17 protein-coding genes are annotated in these 16,702 nt (G+C 62.8%); 4 read left to right on the top strand and 13 right to left on the bottom strand.

Features of this window, described 5'->3' with window-relative positions:
- Both EOA29_RS08340 and EOA29_RS08335 read right to left on the bottom strand, forming a co-directional pair.
- A partial coding sequence (locus tag EOA29_RS08340) for a pilus assembly protein TadG-related protein (protein WP_127220744.1) occupies positions 1-1,689 on the bottom strand: 1,689 nt, incomplete at its 3' end.
- Complete coding sequence (locus tag EOA29_RS08335) at positions 1,686-2,132, bottom strand: TadE/TadG family type IV pilus assembly protein (RefSeq protein WP_127220743.1); 447 nt, start codon at positions 2,130-2,132, stop codon at positions 1,686-1,688. The genes EOA29_RS08335 and EOA29_RS08340, both read right to left, overlap by 4 nt.
- 290 nt (positions 2,133-2,422) lie before the next feature.
- Between EOA29_RS08335 and EOA29_RS08330 the strand changes: the two genes are divergently transcribed.
- The 4 genes from EOA29_RS08330 to EOA29_RS08315 all read left to right on the top strand — a co-directional run bounded on the left by EOA29_RS08330 (position 2,423) and on the right by EOA29_RS08315 (position 7,866).
- Positions 2,423-4,015 (top strand): peptide ABC transporter substrate-binding protein, encoded by a 1,593-nt coding sequence (locus EOA29_RS08330; protein ID WP_127220742.1) that lies wholly within the window; start codon positions 2,423-2,425, stop codon positions 4,013-4,015.
- Between the two features lie 176 nt (positions 4,016-4,191).
- Positions 4,192-5,115, top strand: a complete 924-nt coding sequence (locus tag EOA29_RS08325; RefSeq protein WP_127220741.1) for an ABC transporter permease subunit — start codon at positions 4,192-4,194, stop codon at positions 5,113-5,115.
- A complete protein-coding gene (locus tag EOA29_RS08320; RefSeq protein ID WP_127220740.1) occupies positions 5,108-6,232 on the top strand; it encodes an ABC transporter permease subunit in 1,125 nt (374 codons plus the stop codon). The genes EOA29_RS08325 and EOA29_RS08320 overlap by 8 nt, the downstream gene beginning before the upstream one ends.
- A 17-nt stretch (positions 6,233-6,249) precedes the next feature.
- The gene (locus EOA29_RS08315; protein ID WP_127220739.1) at positions 6,250-7,866 is read left to right on the top strand and encodes an ABC transporter ATP-binding protein; all 1,617 of its coding nucleotides are present in this window, start codon (positions 6,250-6,252) and stop codon (positions 7,864-7,866) included.
- A gap of 23 nt (positions 7,867-7,889) precedes the next feature.
- On the opposite strand, the gene EOA29_RS08310 is transcribed toward EOA29_RS08315, so the two are convergent.
- The 11 genes from EOA29_RS08310 to EOA29_RS42890 form a co-directional block, all read right to left on the bottom strand.
- Entirely contained in the window at positions 7,890-8,225 is a 336-nt protein-coding gene (locus EOA29_RS08310; protein ID WP_127220738.1) for a hypothetical protein, read from the bottom strand.
- Positions 8,226-8,636: 411 nt separating this feature from the next.
- Positions 8,637-9,092 carry a CopG family transcriptional regulator gene (locus tag EOA29_RS08305; protein WP_127220737.1) on the bottom strand — a complete coding sequence of 152 codons (456 nt, stop codon included), beginning with the start codon at positions 9,090-9,092 and terminating at the stop codon, positions 8,637-8,639.
- Between the two features lie 5 nt (positions 9,093-9,097).
- A complete protein-coding gene (locus tag EOA29_RS08300; protein WP_127220736.1) occupies positions 9,098-11,080 on the bottom strand; it encodes a conjugal transfer protein TraG in 1,983 nt (660 codons plus the stop codon).
- 22 nt (positions 11,081-11,102) lie between these two features.
- Positions 11,103-12,842, bottom strand: coding sequence for a VirD2 family relaxase/mobilization nuclease (locus EOA29_RS08295; protein WP_127220735.1), 1,740 nt, complete (start codon positions 12,840-12,842; stop codon positions 11,103-11,105).
- 243 nt (positions 12,843-13,085) lie between these two features.
- Positions 13,086-13,853 (bottom strand): lytic transglycosylase domain-containing protein, encoded by a 768-nt coding sequence (locus tag EOA29_RS08290; RefSeq protein ID WP_127220734.1) that lies wholly within the window; start codon positions 13,851-13,853, stop codon positions 13,086-13,088.
- 3 nt (positions 13,854-13,856) lie between these two features.
- On the bottom strand, positions 13,857-14,192 hold the full coding sequence (locus EOA29_RS08285) for a DUF736 domain-containing protein (protein WP_127220733.1): 336 nt from the start codon (positions 14,190-14,192) through the stop codon (positions 13,857-13,859).
- A gap of 73 nt (positions 14,193-14,265) precedes the next feature.
- Complete coding sequence (locus EOA29_RS08280) at positions 14,266-14,811, bottom strand: S26 family signal peptidase (protein WP_127220732.1); 546 nt, start codon at positions 14,809-14,811, stop codon at positions 14,266-14,268.
- Positions 14,808-15,326, bottom strand: a complete 519-nt coding sequence (locus EOA29_RS08275) for a DUF2840 domain-containing protein (protein WP_127220731.1) — start codon at positions 15,324-15,326, stop codon at positions 14,808-14,810. The genes EOA29_RS08280 and EOA29_RS08275 overlap by 4 nt, the downstream gene beginning before the upstream one ends.
- Positions 15,327-15,425: 99 nt before the next feature.
- Positions 15,426-15,707: a helix-turn-helix domain-containing protein gene (locus EOA29_RS08270; RefSeq protein ID WP_127220730.1), complete on the bottom strand. Its 282-nt coding sequence runs from the start codon at positions 15,705-15,707 to the stop codon at positions 15,426-15,428.
- 128 nt (positions 15,708-15,835) lie between these two features.
- Positions 15,836-16,171, bottom strand: coding sequence for a DUF2285 domain-containing protein (locus tag EOA29_RS08265; RefSeq protein ID WP_245468436.1), 336 nt, complete (start codon positions 16,169-16,171; stop codon positions 15,836-15,838).
- 106 nt (positions 16,172-16,277) lie between these two features.
- On the bottom strand, positions 16,278-16,601 hold the full coding sequence (locus EOA29_RS42890; RefSeq protein WP_189478846.1) for a DUF6499 domain-containing protein: 324 nt from the start codon (positions 16,599-16,601) through the stop codon (positions 16,278-16,280).
- Positions 16,602-16,702: the final 101 nt, after the last annotated feature.

Here is a 16,702-nt window from a genome sequence, read left to right as displayed (position 1 = left end):
GCCAAGTGCTGCAAGCACGTTGTAGACGAGGTTGTCGACCGGCGCAGTCACGCCGTTGAGCAGCGTCGTCACCGCCGGCTTCACCGTGCCGAGCAGTGCGGTCACATCGATGCCGAGGCCGAGCGCATTGACCGTCAGCGACAGGTTGTTGACCAGCGAGGTAGTGAGCGACTGCGTCAAGTTCTTCGTCGACACCGTCTTGACCGCCTTGTTGGCGATATCGGTGGCGCTGAAGGTGAGGTTCGTCGGCGTCATGTTGGTGACCGAGAAGGCCGAGGAGCCGGTTACCTGCAGCAGCGGAATGAGCAACAGCTTTAGGTCCGCGATGTCGGCGTTAGAGAAGGACTGCGGCTGCATGAAGTCGGCAAAGCCGCTGGCATTGCTGTTTGCAAGGTGCGCTTCGACGACGCCGGGCTGTGCGGCGATGGAGACCTTGATGCTAGAGGGGCCAGTCGGGCAACTGATGTCGGTCAGCTTCGCCTCGGCATAGGCGACTTCGACATTGAGCGGCAGGTTGACGGCGAGCAGCTTGATGCCGCCGCCAAGGTTGGACGTGCCGATGGTGACGCTGGCATTGAGCTTGATGCGCGTCTGCGCGGTGCGCACAACCGTGCCCATTTCTCCGACCGCCAGCCAGGGCGAGTTCTGCATCGGCTCGCCGATGGCGATCTGGAGCGTCGTCGATGTCAGCCCGGGTATTGTCGCCCCAAGATTGACCGACACCTGGTTGGTGCCGTTGGCGAGCGCCGCGGCCGCACTCAGCATGCTCATGGCGCTGGCGTCGACCGAGAGCCCGGCAGGTTTCTGTCCGAGGCCGAGGCTGCCCACCGAGCCGAGGTCGACGAGATGGCTGAGCGGGATCTTGACGTTATTCGTGGCGCTTGAAGCCATGGTCTGCAGCGCGAGCTTGGCGGTGCGGTCGAGCCCGGGCACGTTGGCCATGGCGGTGGCAATCTGGCCGATCGTCGCTTTCGAGGCGAGCACGTCCGAATAGGTGACGCCGGTCAGGTGCAGTTGCGTCGCCAACGCGTCGGTGAAGGAGAGCACGTCGACATCGGCCGCGATCAGCGAATTATAGTCCATCACGCTGAGCGAGATGTTGCCGCCGAGAAGTCCGCCGAGCAGTGCGTTGAGAATGCCGCCATTGACGCTGGCGAGCCGCGACCCGACCGAGAACGCCGCTTCGGGCTGGGCGCTGGCGGTGGCGGTCGTGCCGATCACCGGCGGCGTCATCATCGAGGCGGCGAAATAGAGTGTGCCCTGCTTTTTCAGCGATACCTGGACGGCATTGTAGGGCAGCTTGCCGGCCTCGAAGCGGTTGCCGGCGGCTATGGAACTGATCGCGGAATAGCGTCCGGGCACGACCTGAACGACCGCCTTGCTGCCGGTCGGCGCGATGTCGGCGCCCTGCTGCTGCACGGCCACGGAGTTGATTCCGTTATCCTTCAGCGTCGTCAGCACCGCTTGCTCGGCATTGTTGATATGGGCGGCGGCGGTGATCGCGGCGAGGTCGACGATCGACTGCACGGCGCGGCGCTCGTTGTAGAGCGAGCCCTCATCGACCGCGAATGCGGTCAGCACCAGCGCCACCGGCGTGCACAGCGCCGTCATCACCGCGAAGTTACCGCGCCGGTCGGCGATCAGCCGCCGCGTCGCGCCCATCAATCCCCCCGCGCATTTGCGCATCATATGCCTCCGACCCGGATCGTCGATTGACGCTGGATCGTGGTGCCCGGCAGCGGCAGTTTCGGGAAAAGATTCCAGATCGGCAGGTTGCGAGCGTCATAGCTGACCGAGACGACGAACTGGCTGCCGTCGACCGCGCTGTCCTGCGCGTTAACCGTCAGCTTGTTGGGGTCGACGAAAGCATAGCCGTCGACATCATGCGCGATGAAATCGCTGACCAGCGCCTGCCGCTCCGTCTGGTTGAGACCGGCAATCGCCGTCCGCGCCGCATCGGCGGCGATCTGCTGCACCGAATGGCTGGCGCCGAAATAGATTCCATATGCAACCATGCCGAGCAGAAGCAAGATGAAGATCGGCGCCAGCATGGCGAATTCGACCGCTGACGTGCCCGTGGCGTCAGCCCGGAAACGAGACCAAGGAGCGAGGAATTTTCGGTTCTTCAGCATGGTCCGGAGAATGCCAAGACCTGCCTGCAAAAACAGAAAACGGCTGGAACAACCGAAAGGTGCACTAAGTTGAATGACGGGTTTTAGTTTTAGATTTCGCTGTTTTTAGCGGGGTGCCGCTCACTCAACGTCAAGCAGTGGGCAGTTGAAATAAGATATTCCTCTGTCTAGTCTCCCGTCACCAGCCGCCGGAAGGGACCGGCGGCACGCTCAAAAGGAGCCCGTTGGACGGTTCCGGGGCGTCAACACTCAAGGCGTGGTTGAGGGGCCGCGTCCAAAGGGAGAACTTCATGCTGAAAAATCTGCTGAAGGCGACCGTGTTCGCCACCACCATGGCCTTGGCGACCGGCGCCTTCTACGCGCCGGCCTTCGCCGAAACCGTCTACAACCGCGGATCCGCCGCCGAGGCGGAGACGGTCGATCCGCACAAGACGTCGACGGTCTACGAAGCCGATATCATACGCGACCTGTTCCAGGGCCTCGTCATGCATGACCAGAAGACGAACCTCATTCCGGGCGCCGCCGAAAGCTGGACGGTATCCGACGACGGCACTGTCTACACCTTCAAGCTGCGCAAGGACGGCCTCTGGTCAGATGGCAGCCCGGTGACGGCGGACGACTTCGTCTATTCGTTCCATCGGCTGGAAGATCCGGCAACAGCTGCCGAATACGCCTCGATGCTCTATCCGGTGAAGGGCGCCGAGGACTTCAACACCAAGAAGGGCAAGGCCGAGGATATGGGCGTGAAGGCGATCGACGCCAACACGCTTGAAGTCACGCTGAAGGCTCCGACGCCCTACTTCCTCGAGATGCTGACCCACCAGGCGACCTATCCGGTCAACAAGGCTTCCATCGACAAGCTCGGCGCCGACTGGATCAAGCCGGGCAAGCTGGTCTCCAACGGCGCCTATACGCTGGCAGAGTGGGTTCCCAACGACCATATGAAATTGGTCAAGAACCCGAAGTTCTGGGACGCCGCGAGCGTCAAGCTCGACGTGGTCAACTACATCCCGACCGAGGATCGCTCGTCGGCGATGAAGCGCTTCGAGGCCGGTGAACTCGACAGCTATGGTGACCTGCCGACCGAACAGCTTGCCGATCTCAAAACCAAATTCGGTGACCAGGTCCGTGTCGGGCCATATCTCGGCACCTATTATTATGCGGTCAAGACCGACAAGGCGCCTTGGGACAATGTCGAGCTGCGCAACGCCATCTCGATGGCGATCGATCGCGACTTCCTCGCCGAGAAGGTCTGGCAGAACTCGATGCTGCCTGGCTATTCGATGGTGCCTCCGGGCATCGAGGGCTACACGCCGGCACTGGCCAAATACGCCGACATGTCGCAGATCGACCGCGAGGATGCGGCCAAGAAGATCCTGGAAAAGCTGGGCTATACGCCTGAGCATCCGCTGAAGATGGAAATCCGCTACAACACCTCGGAAAACCATAAGAACACGGCGGTCGCCATCCAGGAGCAGCTGAAGCCGCTCGGCATCGAGGTGACGCTGCTCAACACCGACACCAAGACCCATTACAGCTTCCTCGAGCAGAAGGGCAACTACGACGTCGCCCGCGCCGCCTGGATCGCAGACTACAAGGATCCCGAGACCTTCCTCGGCATCTCCCGCAAGGCGAGCGGCAACAACTACTCCAACTACAACAGCCCGGCCTATGAGGCCGCGATGGACAAGGCGGCCGCCGCCGGCGGCAAGCCTGAGGAGCGCATGAAGGAGCTCGCCGCAGCCGAGCGCATCCTCGTCGACGACGTGGGCGAGATCCCGCTTCTCTACTACAGCTACCACGACATCGTTTCCTCGAAGGTGCATGGCTTCGACGACAATGTCATGGACATTCATCCGTCCCGCTTCATCTCCAAGGACTGACAAGAAACCTTGGCCGTGCCGCCGCTCTCTTTTTTTGGGAGCGGCGGCCGCGGTCTGTCGTCCTGCCGGGCCGAAAGTCGGATTGGATTTTCGGGCATCCCGGTGCGAAGATCAGAGATGCCAGCGCGCCACGATCTCGTCTGGAGAGCTGTCGCCTTGGCTGAAGCGGGGCGCCGATGCTGCGTTATGTCTTCCGGCGGCTTTTGACCGCCATCCCGACGCTGTTCGTCATCGTGACGGTGGCGTTCTTCCTGATCCGTGTCGCGCCGGGCGGCCCGTTCAACCAGGAGCGGGGCCTGAGCCCCGAGATCAGGGCCAATCTCGAAGCCCAGTTCGGCCTCAACGATCCGCTCTGGCTGCAATATGTCCACTATCTCGGCAATCTTTTGCGCGGCAGTTTCGGCCCGAGCTACAACCTGCCGGATTTCACCGTCACCGAACTCTTCGCCAAGGGCCTGCCGATCTCGGTGCAGATCGGCACGTCGGCATTGGTGCTGGCGCTGATTCTGGGTTCCATCCTCGGCACGATCGCGGCGCTCAACCAGAACAAAATCGCCGACTATTCGGTGATCGCTTTGGCCACCGCCGGCAGCACCATCCCCACCTTCGTCACCGCGCCGGTAATCCAACTCGTCTTCGGGCTTTCCTGGAAGCTGTTGCCGATCGGCGGCTGGGGTGACGGCGCCTTCATCAACAAGATCGGGCCTGTGCTGACGCTCGCTCTGCCGCAGATCGCGATCGTCGCCCGCCTGATGCGCGGCTCGATGATCGAGAGCCTGCGCTCGCACCATATCCGCACTGCCCGCGCGCTCGGCCTCTCCGACTGGTCGGTGGTGGTCAAGCACGCATTGCGCGGCGCGGTCCTGCCGATCGTCTCCTTCACCGGCCCGGCGGCGGCGGCGCTGCTTACCGGCTCGATCATCGTCGAGACCATCTTCTCCATCCCGGGAGTCGGCCGCTACTTCGTCGATGCCGCGCTCAACCGCGACTACACGCTGGTCATGGGAACCGTGGTGGTGATCGCGCTCTTCACCATCGTCTTCAACCTGATCGTCGATCTCCTCTACGCGGTCGTTGATCCGAGGGTGCGCTATGACTGAGCTCGCCGTAGCCGTTCCGGACCCGATCGTCGGCCGCTCGCTCTGGGGCAATGCCTGGGCGCGGCTGAAGCGCAACCGCGCCGCCATGTTCAGCCTCTACTACCTGGCGTTTATCTCCATCATCAGCGTGTTCGGCCCGATGGTCGTGCCGCACGAATACACGACCATCTACGGCGACTATGTCCGCACGCCGCCGAGCCTCTCGGCCTACCCGAAGCCCGACATGATCCAGACCGCGCTGACCGACGCCATCAAGCGCATGCGGGTCGACATCAAGGAATGGCATCAGGACGGCAGCCGCGTGATCGTGACGGTCACGTCCAAGAAGCCGGTCGACGACCGCAACATTCGCTATCTCGATCGCTCCGATGCCTTCGACGACACCAGGATCGAGAGCAAGTCGCCCGACGGGCTCGAAGTGACGATGAGTTCCGCGGTCAAGCAGCAGTATTTCTTCTTCGGCACCGACAACACCGGGCGCGACCTGCTCTCGCGCACGTTGATGGCGGGGCGCATTTCTTTAGCCATCGGCCTGCTTGCCGGCGTCGTCGCCGGCGTCATCGGCGTGATCTACGGCGCGACGGCCGGCTTTGCCGGCGGCCGTGTGGACGAGGTGATGATGCGCATCGTCGACGTGCTTTATTCGCTGCCCTTCATCTTCTTCGTCATCATGCTGGTGGTGTTCTTCGGCCGCAATTTCGTGCTGATGTTTTTGGCGGTGGGCGCGGTGCTGTGGCTCGACATGGCGCGTATAGTGCGCGGCCAGGCGCTGTCGATCCGCAGGCAGGAATATGTCCAGGCAGCCGAAGCCATGGGCGTCGGCCATCGCGGCATCCTCGTGCGCCACGTCATTCCGAACCTGCTCGGCCCGGTCGTCATCTACATGACGCTGCTGGTGCCGCAGGTGATCATCCTGGAGAGCTTTCTGTCCTTCCTTGGCCTCGGCGTGCAGGAGCCGATGACAAGCTGGGGCGTGCTGATCTCGGTCGGCGCCAAGAACATCGGCTACGCCAACTGGCTGCTCCTGTTCCCGGCCTTCTTCCTCGTCTCGACGTTGTTCGCGCTGAACTTCGTCGGCGACGGTCTGCGCGACGCGCTCGACCCGAAAGATCGATAAAGATGGGGATCGCTGACATGGCTTCCGAAACGATCCTCAGCGTCAAGGACCTGCGCGTCCGCTTCCAGACCCTCGACGGCACGGTCGAGGCGGTAAGGGGCATCAACATCAAGGTCAATGCCGGCGAGACCGTCGCCGTCGTCGGCGAATCCGGCTCCGGCAAGAGCCAGACGATGATGGCGGCGATGAGCCTGCTGTCGTCCAATGGCGAGGCGACCGGCCAGGTCGACTATCGCGGCCGCAATCTCCTGGCGATGACCAAAAGCGAGCTCAACAAGGTCCGCGGCCGCAAGATCAGCATGATCTTCCAGGAGCCGATGACCTCGCTCGATCCGCTCTATACCATCGGCAATCAGCTCATCGAGCCGATCCGCCGGCATCGCGGCCTGAACGCGCAGGCCGCGCGTGAGGAAGCGCTGAAGCTCCTAAGACTGGTGCACATCCCCGATCCCGAGCGGCGGATGAAATCCTATCCGCATGAAATGTCTGGCGGCCAGCGCCAGCGCGTCATGATTGCCATGGCTTTGGCAAACGATCCCGACATTCTGATCGCCGACGAGCCGACGACGGCGCTCGACGTCACCATCCAGGCGCAGATCCTGATGCTGCTTGCCGAATTGCAACGCAAGCTCGGCATGGCGATCGTCTTCATCACCCACGATCTCGGCATCGTGCGCCGCTTCGCCGACCGCGTCTATGTGATGCGCCAGGGCGAGGTGGTGGAGGAGGGCGATGCGGAGGCGCTCTTCGCCAATCCGCAGCATGCCTATACCAAGATGCTGCTCGCGGCCGAGCCGACCGGCACCAAGGCGGCGCCGCCCACCAATTCGCCGGTGCTGCTCGAAGGCAGGAATGTCGAGGTCGTCTTCAAGATCGGCGGCGGCTTCCTCGGCGGCGAACCGCTGATGCTGCGCGCCGTCGACAAGATCTCGATCCGGCTGAAGCGCAATCAGACGATCGGCATCGTCGGCGAGTCAGGTTCCGGCAAGTCGACGCTCGGCCGCGCGCTGCTGAGGCTCCTGCCCAGCGACGGCGTGATCCGCTTCGGCGACCGCGACATCTCCGAAGCGGACCGCCACGCGATGCGGCCGCTGCGGCGCGAATTGCAATTGGTTTTCCAGGACCCGTTCGGCTCGCTGTCGCCGCGCATGACGGTGGGCCAAATCATCACCGAGGGGCTTCTGGTGCACGAGCCCTCGCTGACCGGCAAGCAGCGCGACCATCGCGCCGTCGAGGCGCTGCGCGAGGTCGGCCTCGACCCCAACGCCCGCAACCGCTATCCGCACGAATTCTCCGGAGGCCAGCGCCAGCGCATCGCCATTGCCCGCGCCATGATCCTGAAGCCGAAATTGGTGGTGCTCGACGAGCCGACCTCGGCGCTCGACCGCTCCGTGCAGAAGCAGATCGTCGAACTGCTGCGCAAGCTGCAGGCCGACAACGAGCTGTCCTATCTCTTCATCAGCCACGACCTCGCGGTGGTGCGCGCCATGGCTGACTACATCATCGTCATGAAGCAGGGAAAGATCGTCGAGCAAGGGCCGACCGAGGAGATCTTCGGCGATCCGCGCGAAGCCTACACGCGGACGCTGATGAACGCCGCGATCGATACGACTAGGTTCCGGATCAGCGCATAAGACCGCCACCGGCCGCTGCTAGCTCATTGCGATGATGGGCACCTTTGCTTCCTTGCCGCGACGATGGCCTGCTGCTGTTGCTGCAGCTTTTCGATTCGGGCGGTATCGCGATTGGCCACAACCGTCTTGACCCGCTCGCCGCCCAGCAGCCATCTCGGCACGCTGGTGTTGGCGACCTTGCCGCGGCTGATCGCCGTCCGCGAAATGTCGGTCGCCGTGTCGCCGAGCGCGCTGTTGAGCTCGGCGCAGCTCATCTTGTCGTATTTCCCCGGATCGATCGATGCGACGGTCGAGGAGCAGCCTGCTGCGAGAGTCAGCACCGCCGTCAGCGGCAAAATAGTCGTCGGCGCGAACTTCATACTTCCACCTTGTCTCGCCGCCCCGATCGCCTCTTTCACTCAGGCAGGACGCCATTAGGCCAAGATAAGGGTTCCCCGTCCAGCACAATGATCGGCAACAGTTCGGTGCTGGACGTTAAGGCTGGGCGGGGGCGACAAGCGCCCAAGTGCTTGCTTTTTTCTGGTCGCAGTAGTCCATATCGAACGTCAGGCTGCGGCCGGTGGCTATCCTTGGGCCGTCATTCCGGTGCAAGGCCGCGCCGAATTCATGCCCGCACTCGAGCACGCAATATCGTGCCGCTCAGTCGCTTTGTCGGGGAATTGGCAGTTCGAGGCATGTCGGGGACGATAACCAATACTCCTCGCTGGTTGGGTGCCATTGGCGGGCAAACGGCAGAGGAAAATCTCTGGCACTCATGGGCGAACAAGAGCCTACATTCCGGCTGGGGACGGCATTCCCTTGTCGTCAACTGGATCGATATCCTCCGATATCTCCTGCCGCAGTTTTGGACCCTTGGCCAAACGCCTGCCCAAGGCTGAGACGAAAGCCTCATAGCGTTCGGCCGCCTTGGCGCGAGCCCCCTGGGCCGCAGGTTCCGGCAACGCTGGCGTGGTCGCGAGCCAGAACCGCACGAACACCGCCAGGGTTTCGACCGCGATGCCGATATCGCGCTCCTGCCGCGCGAGGCGGCGATCAACTTGATCGAGGCGTTTGGCGATAGCAGCCTCGCGACGTTCGTCGGCATCCGGCGACAAAAACGACGCGATCGCGGCCTCTGCGATCATCGATTGGGGCTGGTCGCGCCGGGCCGCATACTCGGCCAGCATCTTCATGATCGCCCCATCGAGATAGACGGAGATTTGCGCTTTCTTCTTGCGGCTGATCATGGCGGCTAAAACTCCATGCCGTCATCTCGGTCGAGCGAGACCTGCCGTGCCACGCCCTGCATGAGGCGGGCGAGGCGCCGATTGCGCACAGCACCGTCGTCGTCGCTATCGTCTACCGGACCGATCTCGAACTCATTTTCGATCGGAGCCGCTTTCTCGAACGCCCGCGCACGGTTCAGTTCGGGTTGCAGGCGCCGTTCGGACCCGGTCGGATCTTCATCGCCCCGCGCGCCGGGGGCTTCGTCGACCTCGGGGCGTTTCAGGACCGGTGGGCTGCTCCAATCACAAGCAAAAGCCTTCTCGGCTCGGGTCAGCTCAGGCGGCGACAAGACGCGTTCCCGGAAGCGAACATCCTCGTAATAGCGTGCCTTGTTCGCCCTGATCGGTGGGGTTCCCGCCACCATGACGATCTCGTCGGTCGGCGGAAGCTGCATGATCTCGCCAGGCGTCAACAGTTGGCGGGCGGTCTCTTGCCGCGACACCATCAAATGTCCGAGCCAGGGCGAAAGCCGGTGACCGGCATAGTTCTTCATCGCCCGCATCTCGGTTGCAGTGCCGAGCGCGTCAGACACACGTTTGGCGGTCCTCTCATCATTGGTTGCGAAGCTCACGCGCACATGACAATTGTCGAGGATGGAGTTGTTCGGGCCGTAAGCCTTCTCGATCTGGTTAAGCGATTGCGCGATCAGGAAGCTCTTCAGCCCATAGCCGGCCATGAAAGCCAAGGCAGTTTCGAAGAAGTCGAGGCGGCCGAGCGCAGGAAACTCGTCGAGCATGAGCAGAAGCCGATGCCGATGACCTTTCGCCCGAAGGTCCTCGGTCAGGCGACGCCCAATCTGGTTGAGGATAAGGCGAATGAGCGGCTTGGTCCGATTGATGTCCGAGGGCGGCACCACCAGGTAAAGTGTCGCTGGTTTGATGCCGCCGACGATGTCGCTGATCCGCCAATCGCAGCGCCTCGTCACCTCGGCGACGACGGGGTCGCGATAGAGACCGAGGAAGGACATCGCCGTGGAGAGCACGCCCGACCGCTCATTGTCAGATTTGTTGAGCAATTCGCGCGCCGCACTGGCGATGACCGGGTGCGGGCCTGCTTCTCCCAAATGGGCGGTCTTCATCATTGCCGCCAGCGTGGACTCGATCGGGCGCTTCGGATCCGAAAGGAAGGCGGCGACGCCGGCGAGCGTCTTGTCCTTCTCGGCATAGAGGACGTGAAGGATCGCGCCGACCAGCAGTGCGTGACTGGTCTTTTCCCAATGGTTTCTTTTTTCCAGGCTGCCTTCCGGATCGACGAGAATGTCGGCGATGTTCTGGACGTCGCGGACCTCCCATTCACCACGGCGGACCTCCAGCAAAGGATTGTAGGCCGACGTTTTCGAATTGGTGGGATCAAAGAGCAGGACTCGACCGTGCAGGGAACGGAAACCGGCGGTGATTTGCCAATTCTCGCCTTTGATGTCGTGGACAATCGCCGAGCCCGGCCAGGTCAACAGCGATGGCACCACCAGGCCAACGCCCTTGCCCGAGCGGGTCGGGGCGAAGCACAGCACATGCTCGGGACCATCATGGCGAAGGTAATGACGGTGATAGCGCCCGAGCACCACACCGTCGGCGCCGAGCAGCCCGGCAGCCTCTATCTCTCTCCTGACGGCCCATCGCGCCGAACCGTAGGTCACGACGTTCTTGGCTTCACGTGCGCGCCACACCGACATGCCGATTGCTACGATGATCGAGAGAAAGCCGCCGGACACGGCGATCAGTCCGCCTTCCACGAAAATGGTAGGGGCGTAGGCATCATAAAAATACCACCACCAGAACAGGGCGGGTGGATAATAGACAGGCAGGCCGGCGACTTCGAACCAGGTCGGTCCGAGTTGCGCTTGGAACCCAAGCCGCCATGCGGTCCATTGCGTCGCCGTCCAGGTCGTCAACAGGACGATTCCGAAGACAGTGAGGATCTGACCCCAGAGGATTTTCGTGGCGGACATGGCGTGATCCTTTCCTGAACTGTCAGAGACCGAGCCCGCGCTTGCGGGCAAAGCTCCAGTCGATGCCGCCGTCACCACGAGCGACACCGCAGACATGCTGGCCGAGATGTTTTTCGAGGCAGGGCGTCCAGGGTACAAGTTGGAACCCAAGGCCATCGTCGATCACGGCGAAACGGCCGGATGCGAGAGACAAGCGCTGGCCATAGGTGCCGGCGACGTAGTCGCCGCTGGCGGCACGGTTGAAGGGCCGTCCGCTATCGGCCGCGAGCTTGTCGCCAATCATCTCCAGCTCGCGGCGGCGCAGCGTATCGATCAGGTTAGTGGTGAAGATGATCCGGTTGCCCTGCCTCTCGGCGAGCCCATGATTGACCAGATGTTCGGCCCGGCGGTCTAAGGCGTCGCCGACCTCGGCGCCGAAGCCCCCCTCCGCAAGTGCTGCAGGCTCGCCGGCGATTGCCTGGCGGTCGAGCCAGGTCGCACCCGGTGCGGCAACCTGTTCATCCACAGCGAGATCGGAGCACACGGTAAGCGCGATCCGGCGCCGGCCACGCGCATCATCGAACTTGCGCAGCTCGACAATCGATCCCGGCGGGCCGTCGCCAGCGGCGTCCAGAGCGCAAAGTCTGATGTGATGGATACGTCCGTCAATACCGTCGACAACCGCGTAAGCCGCACCGCCCAGATCATCATCGGGTCCACGATCGACCAGCCGGCCGACAATGGGTGTATCGAGACTTTCGGCGGCCAACACATAACTGGCCGAACCCCGCTCGATCCCTCGCTCGGTCAGTGCGCGATGCATGCGCTTTATGATGTCGCCACGCTCGCCAAGCTCACGCAACCTCGCTTCGGCCTGGTCGTCGAGGACCCATTGGCCCGGGCCGACCTGGTCGGCGAGAGCAAGCGCTTCAAGCTTCCGCAGACGGCCGATCTTGAGCGCATGATATTCGTCAGGCTGGTTGTGAGGGCGTTGGGCTAAATCGATGACCCCGGTGTCGCGGCTGTCGCAAAGTAACTGGCGATCGAGTTGGGTCCAGCGTTCGGACTGGATCTGGCTTTCGAGTGAGCGGCGGATGTCGAGATCGGTTCGCGGCCCCAGTTCCTGAGTGATCAGGTCGCGAGCCCGGTCTCGCATGCCTTCCTTGATGTAATCGCGCGAGATGACCAGATCCTGGCCATCGTCGCGCAGGCCGCGCACGATCAGATGAACGTGCGGATGCTCGGTGTTCCAATGATCGACCGCGACCCAGTCGAGCCGCGTGCCGAGGTCCTTCTCCATCTGCCCCACCAGATCGCGGCTGAAGGATTTGAGGTCCTCCATCTCGAGGGCGTCGTCGGGAGAGACGATGAAACGGAAATGGTGCCGATCATCCTTGGCGCGCGCGGCGAAGGCCGCGCCGTCGGCATCCCCCGTCTGCGGCCCGAACAACCCCGCCTTCTCTCCGTCCCGGGTCACGCCCTCGCGACGCAAATAACTGAGATGAGTGGCGAGCGAGGCAGCGCTTGCGGTACGACGGACAACGCGAGCCTTTACGACTGCGCCGCGCGATCGCGGGGTGATAAGGCGATTGGCCTGGATGCTGGCGCGCTGTCCGTGACCAAACCGGGAGCGGCTGCCGGAAATGACTTTTCCCGAGCGCGAGACGCCACCGCCGGCTTTTTTCGCCGCCGCTAGCGCCTGGGCGATGAAGGGCCGTGCAGCTTGAGCGCGGGTCGAGCGGATGCGACCTGGCCGTATGCGAAACGCGCGCTCATCAGCCATGGCGCTGTCCGGCAATGTGGAAAAGACGACGCGAACACAAGGCTTCTGGCGTTCGGCGCACATTGCCCATAGGGGCCGCAATGTGCGACGCGGGCCCGAAAACCTGGCAAATCCTACCGTTCGACCGGCGCGCAATGTGCGCCCTTTTATCCTGCCATCGCTCGGTCGGGTTGCCTGCACCTATCCGGTCCGTACGCCATGGCACGCAGAACCACGAGATGGTGCGAAGAGCGTCGGGGCGGCTCATGGCGCGGACTTCTTGCTCGCTTCGGGAACGAACAGGCCGGTCGATCGAGTTGCGGCGTCGGCCAATCCTTCCTTGGGCACAGTGTTTGAAGCGTCATCGCGGGAGCGCTCCGGCCGTGTCGAAGGGTCGCCCGGGGTGTCGCTCGGCTGTGCGAAGAACAGCGGAGCGTACTTCCAGCCATACCGTCCGGAGAACGCCGGGCTGTTAGCTTTCATCGTACCAGTGTTGCCGATGGCAGACGCAACGATAGCGACATAGGCAAGCGTTTCCCGAGGCAGCCGCCTGCCTTTCAGCGACGCTTCGTAGCGCCGAGGGCCAGCATTATATGCGGCAATCCAGCCGGGCCATCCGTAGCGTTCAACCAACTCGCGGATATAGGCCGAGCCGGCGATGATATTGTCGTGCGGGTCGTAGGGATCGGCGCCGAGTCGGTACCGAACGCGCAGGTCGGACCAGGTGTTGGGCACGATCTGCATCAGCCCCATGGCGCCCTTGCGCGATGTGGCGCGTTGGTCGCCGGCACTTTCGGCGCCAAGGACGGCGCGGATCCAGGTCGGCGGAAGGCGGAAGCGCTTCGCCGCTTCCGCGATGTGAGTGTCGTAACGATTGCGGGCCGGCGGCATCACATCCGGCGGGTTCTTCGCCGGCGCAGAGGCGGCAACCACGCTGGTGATGCAAAGTCCGCCAAGCACAAACAAGGCCGAGCGCCAGAGCGGCAATGCGAGCGCTCCCGCTTGGCCCGCCGGCTGACGGCGCGCCGACATCGCTTAGTCCTTCTCGGCGCGATCGCGCTGGCGCGACCATTGCAAAGACCAGGACTTCTTGTCGTCGCCGTTCTGAAACAGATAGGCGCGAATCGGCTGCGCGAAAGTCGGGTCGTCAATCTGCAGCGATATGAATTCGCCGACCTTCTCGCTGGAGTGTATCCAACCGGCGCCAATCACGACGCCATCTTCGCCACCAGCATGCACACCATAGTCGGGCGCATTGTCCGCATCGCGCGCTTCGGCCGCGACAATTGCGGCCTCAAGGTTGAGGCTGAGCGTTTGAATTCGCCCCGAATGCCCAGTCTGATGGCGGTTGAATTCTCCGATCTGCGGCATGTCATTTCTCCTGTCTTTGATGTGCGCGGTGACGATTGGGTGGCGGCACGAAGGGGCGCTGCCGGTGAAGCGCTCACCGCGCTGAAGCGCGCCATTGGAAGCGGCCGTCGCCCTGCTCGTCGGTCCACAGCGGGACCGCGCGGCCAATAATGTGATCGGTGGAGATGAGGCCGAAGTAGCGACCATCGAGGCTGTCGCGGATCTGGCGGTTCATGAGGAAAACTGCGCCGACCGGAATGCCTCGGCAGCCCTGCCAGCCCGGCAGTTCACGCCCTGCGCGGTCGCGCTGAAGCGCAACGCCGACTTCGCTGCCATCGACCGAAATCGTGAACTTGTTCCGGCAAACGGTTTGACCGGAAACTGCAAGGATATGCTTCATGAGCAGCACGCCCCTCGGCAGATAGCCGCGGTCAGCCAGGAACGTTGTAAGCGTTTCAGGCGGCTCGACGGCGACGAGGTCATCGGCTCCAAACGGTCCCCTTGCATCGATCCGATAGAGACCGATCGCTGCGCTGGCCGACGCGTTCCAGACAAACTTCGGCGGGACATGCTTGAGAACCGGGCAGAGCGCTCCCATGGTCGCCAGTGCCGTCACAAGGACGATCGGTGACCGCATCATGGCTGGACCCGCCGGCGCAGGAGGTAGGCTCGGTGAAGGTCCATCGTATAAGTACGAGGCGCCTGCCCAACCGTCATTCGGTTGTGGATGTGCCGCCAGTGATCGGGCGAGACCGCTCCCGGATCGATGCCGAGTTGTTCGATGCCATCGATCGTCTGCAGCACGCGCTCGACCTTGGGCCAGCCTTGAGCGGTGAGCAGAATGTCACCGCCGGGCCGCACGAACGGCAGCGTCTGATGGGCTTCGCCCTCGGCAACCACGCGCACGATATCGACGCGCGAGATGATCGTGTCGTAGTCGTTCGCTGCCCATCTGACGAAGGCGAAGATGTCACCGGGCCGAAAAGAGACGATGCGTCGGCGCCGATCGAGTACCTTTTCCCGAGCGACCGAACCGAAGCGGATCCAGCACTCGATCTTTTTCTCGACCCAGGTCAGTTCGACATCAGTTAAGCCTTCGCCGGCAACAGCGCCTGACGCCGATCGGCATGAACGAAAGTCAACGACAGTGCCCATTGGCCTTTGTCCTGATCTTGCGGAAAGCAACCGCGATGCGTGATTGATGATTGGCGCCGGTGTGTTAGTGCGGCGCTCTTTGCACAGATTGAGCGCAGCTCAACGCACGTAGCGTCCGATCGGCGTGGAAGTTGCAGGGGTATGGCGCTTGGCGGGAAGCACTGAGCCGCGTGGGTCAGAAGTCGAAGTCACTGCGCCGCGCTGGGCCCAGGCCTGGAGGTCGTCAACTGCATAGACGACGCGGCCGCCAAGTTTACGGTAGGCGGGACCCGTGCCGTAGGTGCGGTGTTTTTCGAGCGTGCGCGACGACAGGCTGAGGAACTCGGCAGCTTCCTTGGTGCGCAGAAAGCGCGGCGGCAAAACGGCTAGATCAGGTCGCATTTGTCGAACCTCCGTGGGGCTTCGGTGAACCGCTGACGCTCAGCGGCGGGCGGCGATCACGGTGGCGGAAAGGAGGCGTCGTGAGGGATGGGGAAGATTGGGGGGCCTGATATTGCCACCCCAGGGCGCTAGGCCCGCCTGCGGTGGCGCAACAGTTGCAGATAGCCGCCGGAAATCATGGCTCCGCCGCCCTTGACGAGACCGATCACGGTGTCGCGAAGGGACGAGGTTTTCCACGCATTGGAGGCAACACGCCCTGTGCCATAAAAAGCAGTCGCGATTTCACGGTAGCTGGCGCCGTTCTTGCGGCCATCGGAGGCCTGCATCATGAGGCGCAGGCGGCGCCTCTGGTGAATCGTCATTCGTGTGTCCGGCGGCACGGGCCGCCTATGACAGGAGCGCCAGAAACGCACGAGGGCCTCAACCCGTCCGAGCGTTTGGGAATCGAGCGGGACCAAGGCCATGAGGGATCGGCCCGTTGCGCTCCCAGGAAGGAGGAGCAGCTGTGTCGCTATCCCACCGTGGCGGATGGCATGAAATCCCTGGGGACTCTCGTGCTGTTTGCCAACCTCAACGGGCGCTGTCAAAGATTCGCAGGACAGGAAATCTGGCGAGGCCATGAGGGTCACCACCGCGGGGTTGGCGAGAGGTGACCACAGAACGTCTTGCGTCAATGCGGATAAGTCGGGTCGGGCCGCGAAATCGCAACCCCCAGCGCTTCTGCGCTTCGGTTGGTAAGGGATGCCTCTCAATTCCCTCACGCACAAGTGCCAGATAATGCCGCTGATAAGAATCTGAGCGGCGAAGACATTCCCAGGCCAGGCCTTCGATTGGCAAGTCGTCGAAGAACTCGTAGCTGCTGTTGTCTCGCCAATGCGACGTGTCCGGCTTCATCGTGCAGCTCCTTGCTAAAACTGCAAGTTGTGCACGCATCGATTCCCGACTCTGGCGACAGGCGGAAGGCCCCCAAAACGCATCGCGTGATGCTCTTTCAG

Source organism: Mesorhizobium sp. M1E.F.Ca.ET.063.01.1.1 (assembly GCF_003998155.1).
Taxonomy (GTDB): Bacteria; Pseudomonadota; Alphaproteobacteria; order Rhizobiales; family Rhizobiaceae; genus Mesorhizobium.
This window is presented reverse-complemented; position numbering and strand designations above follow the sequence as displayed.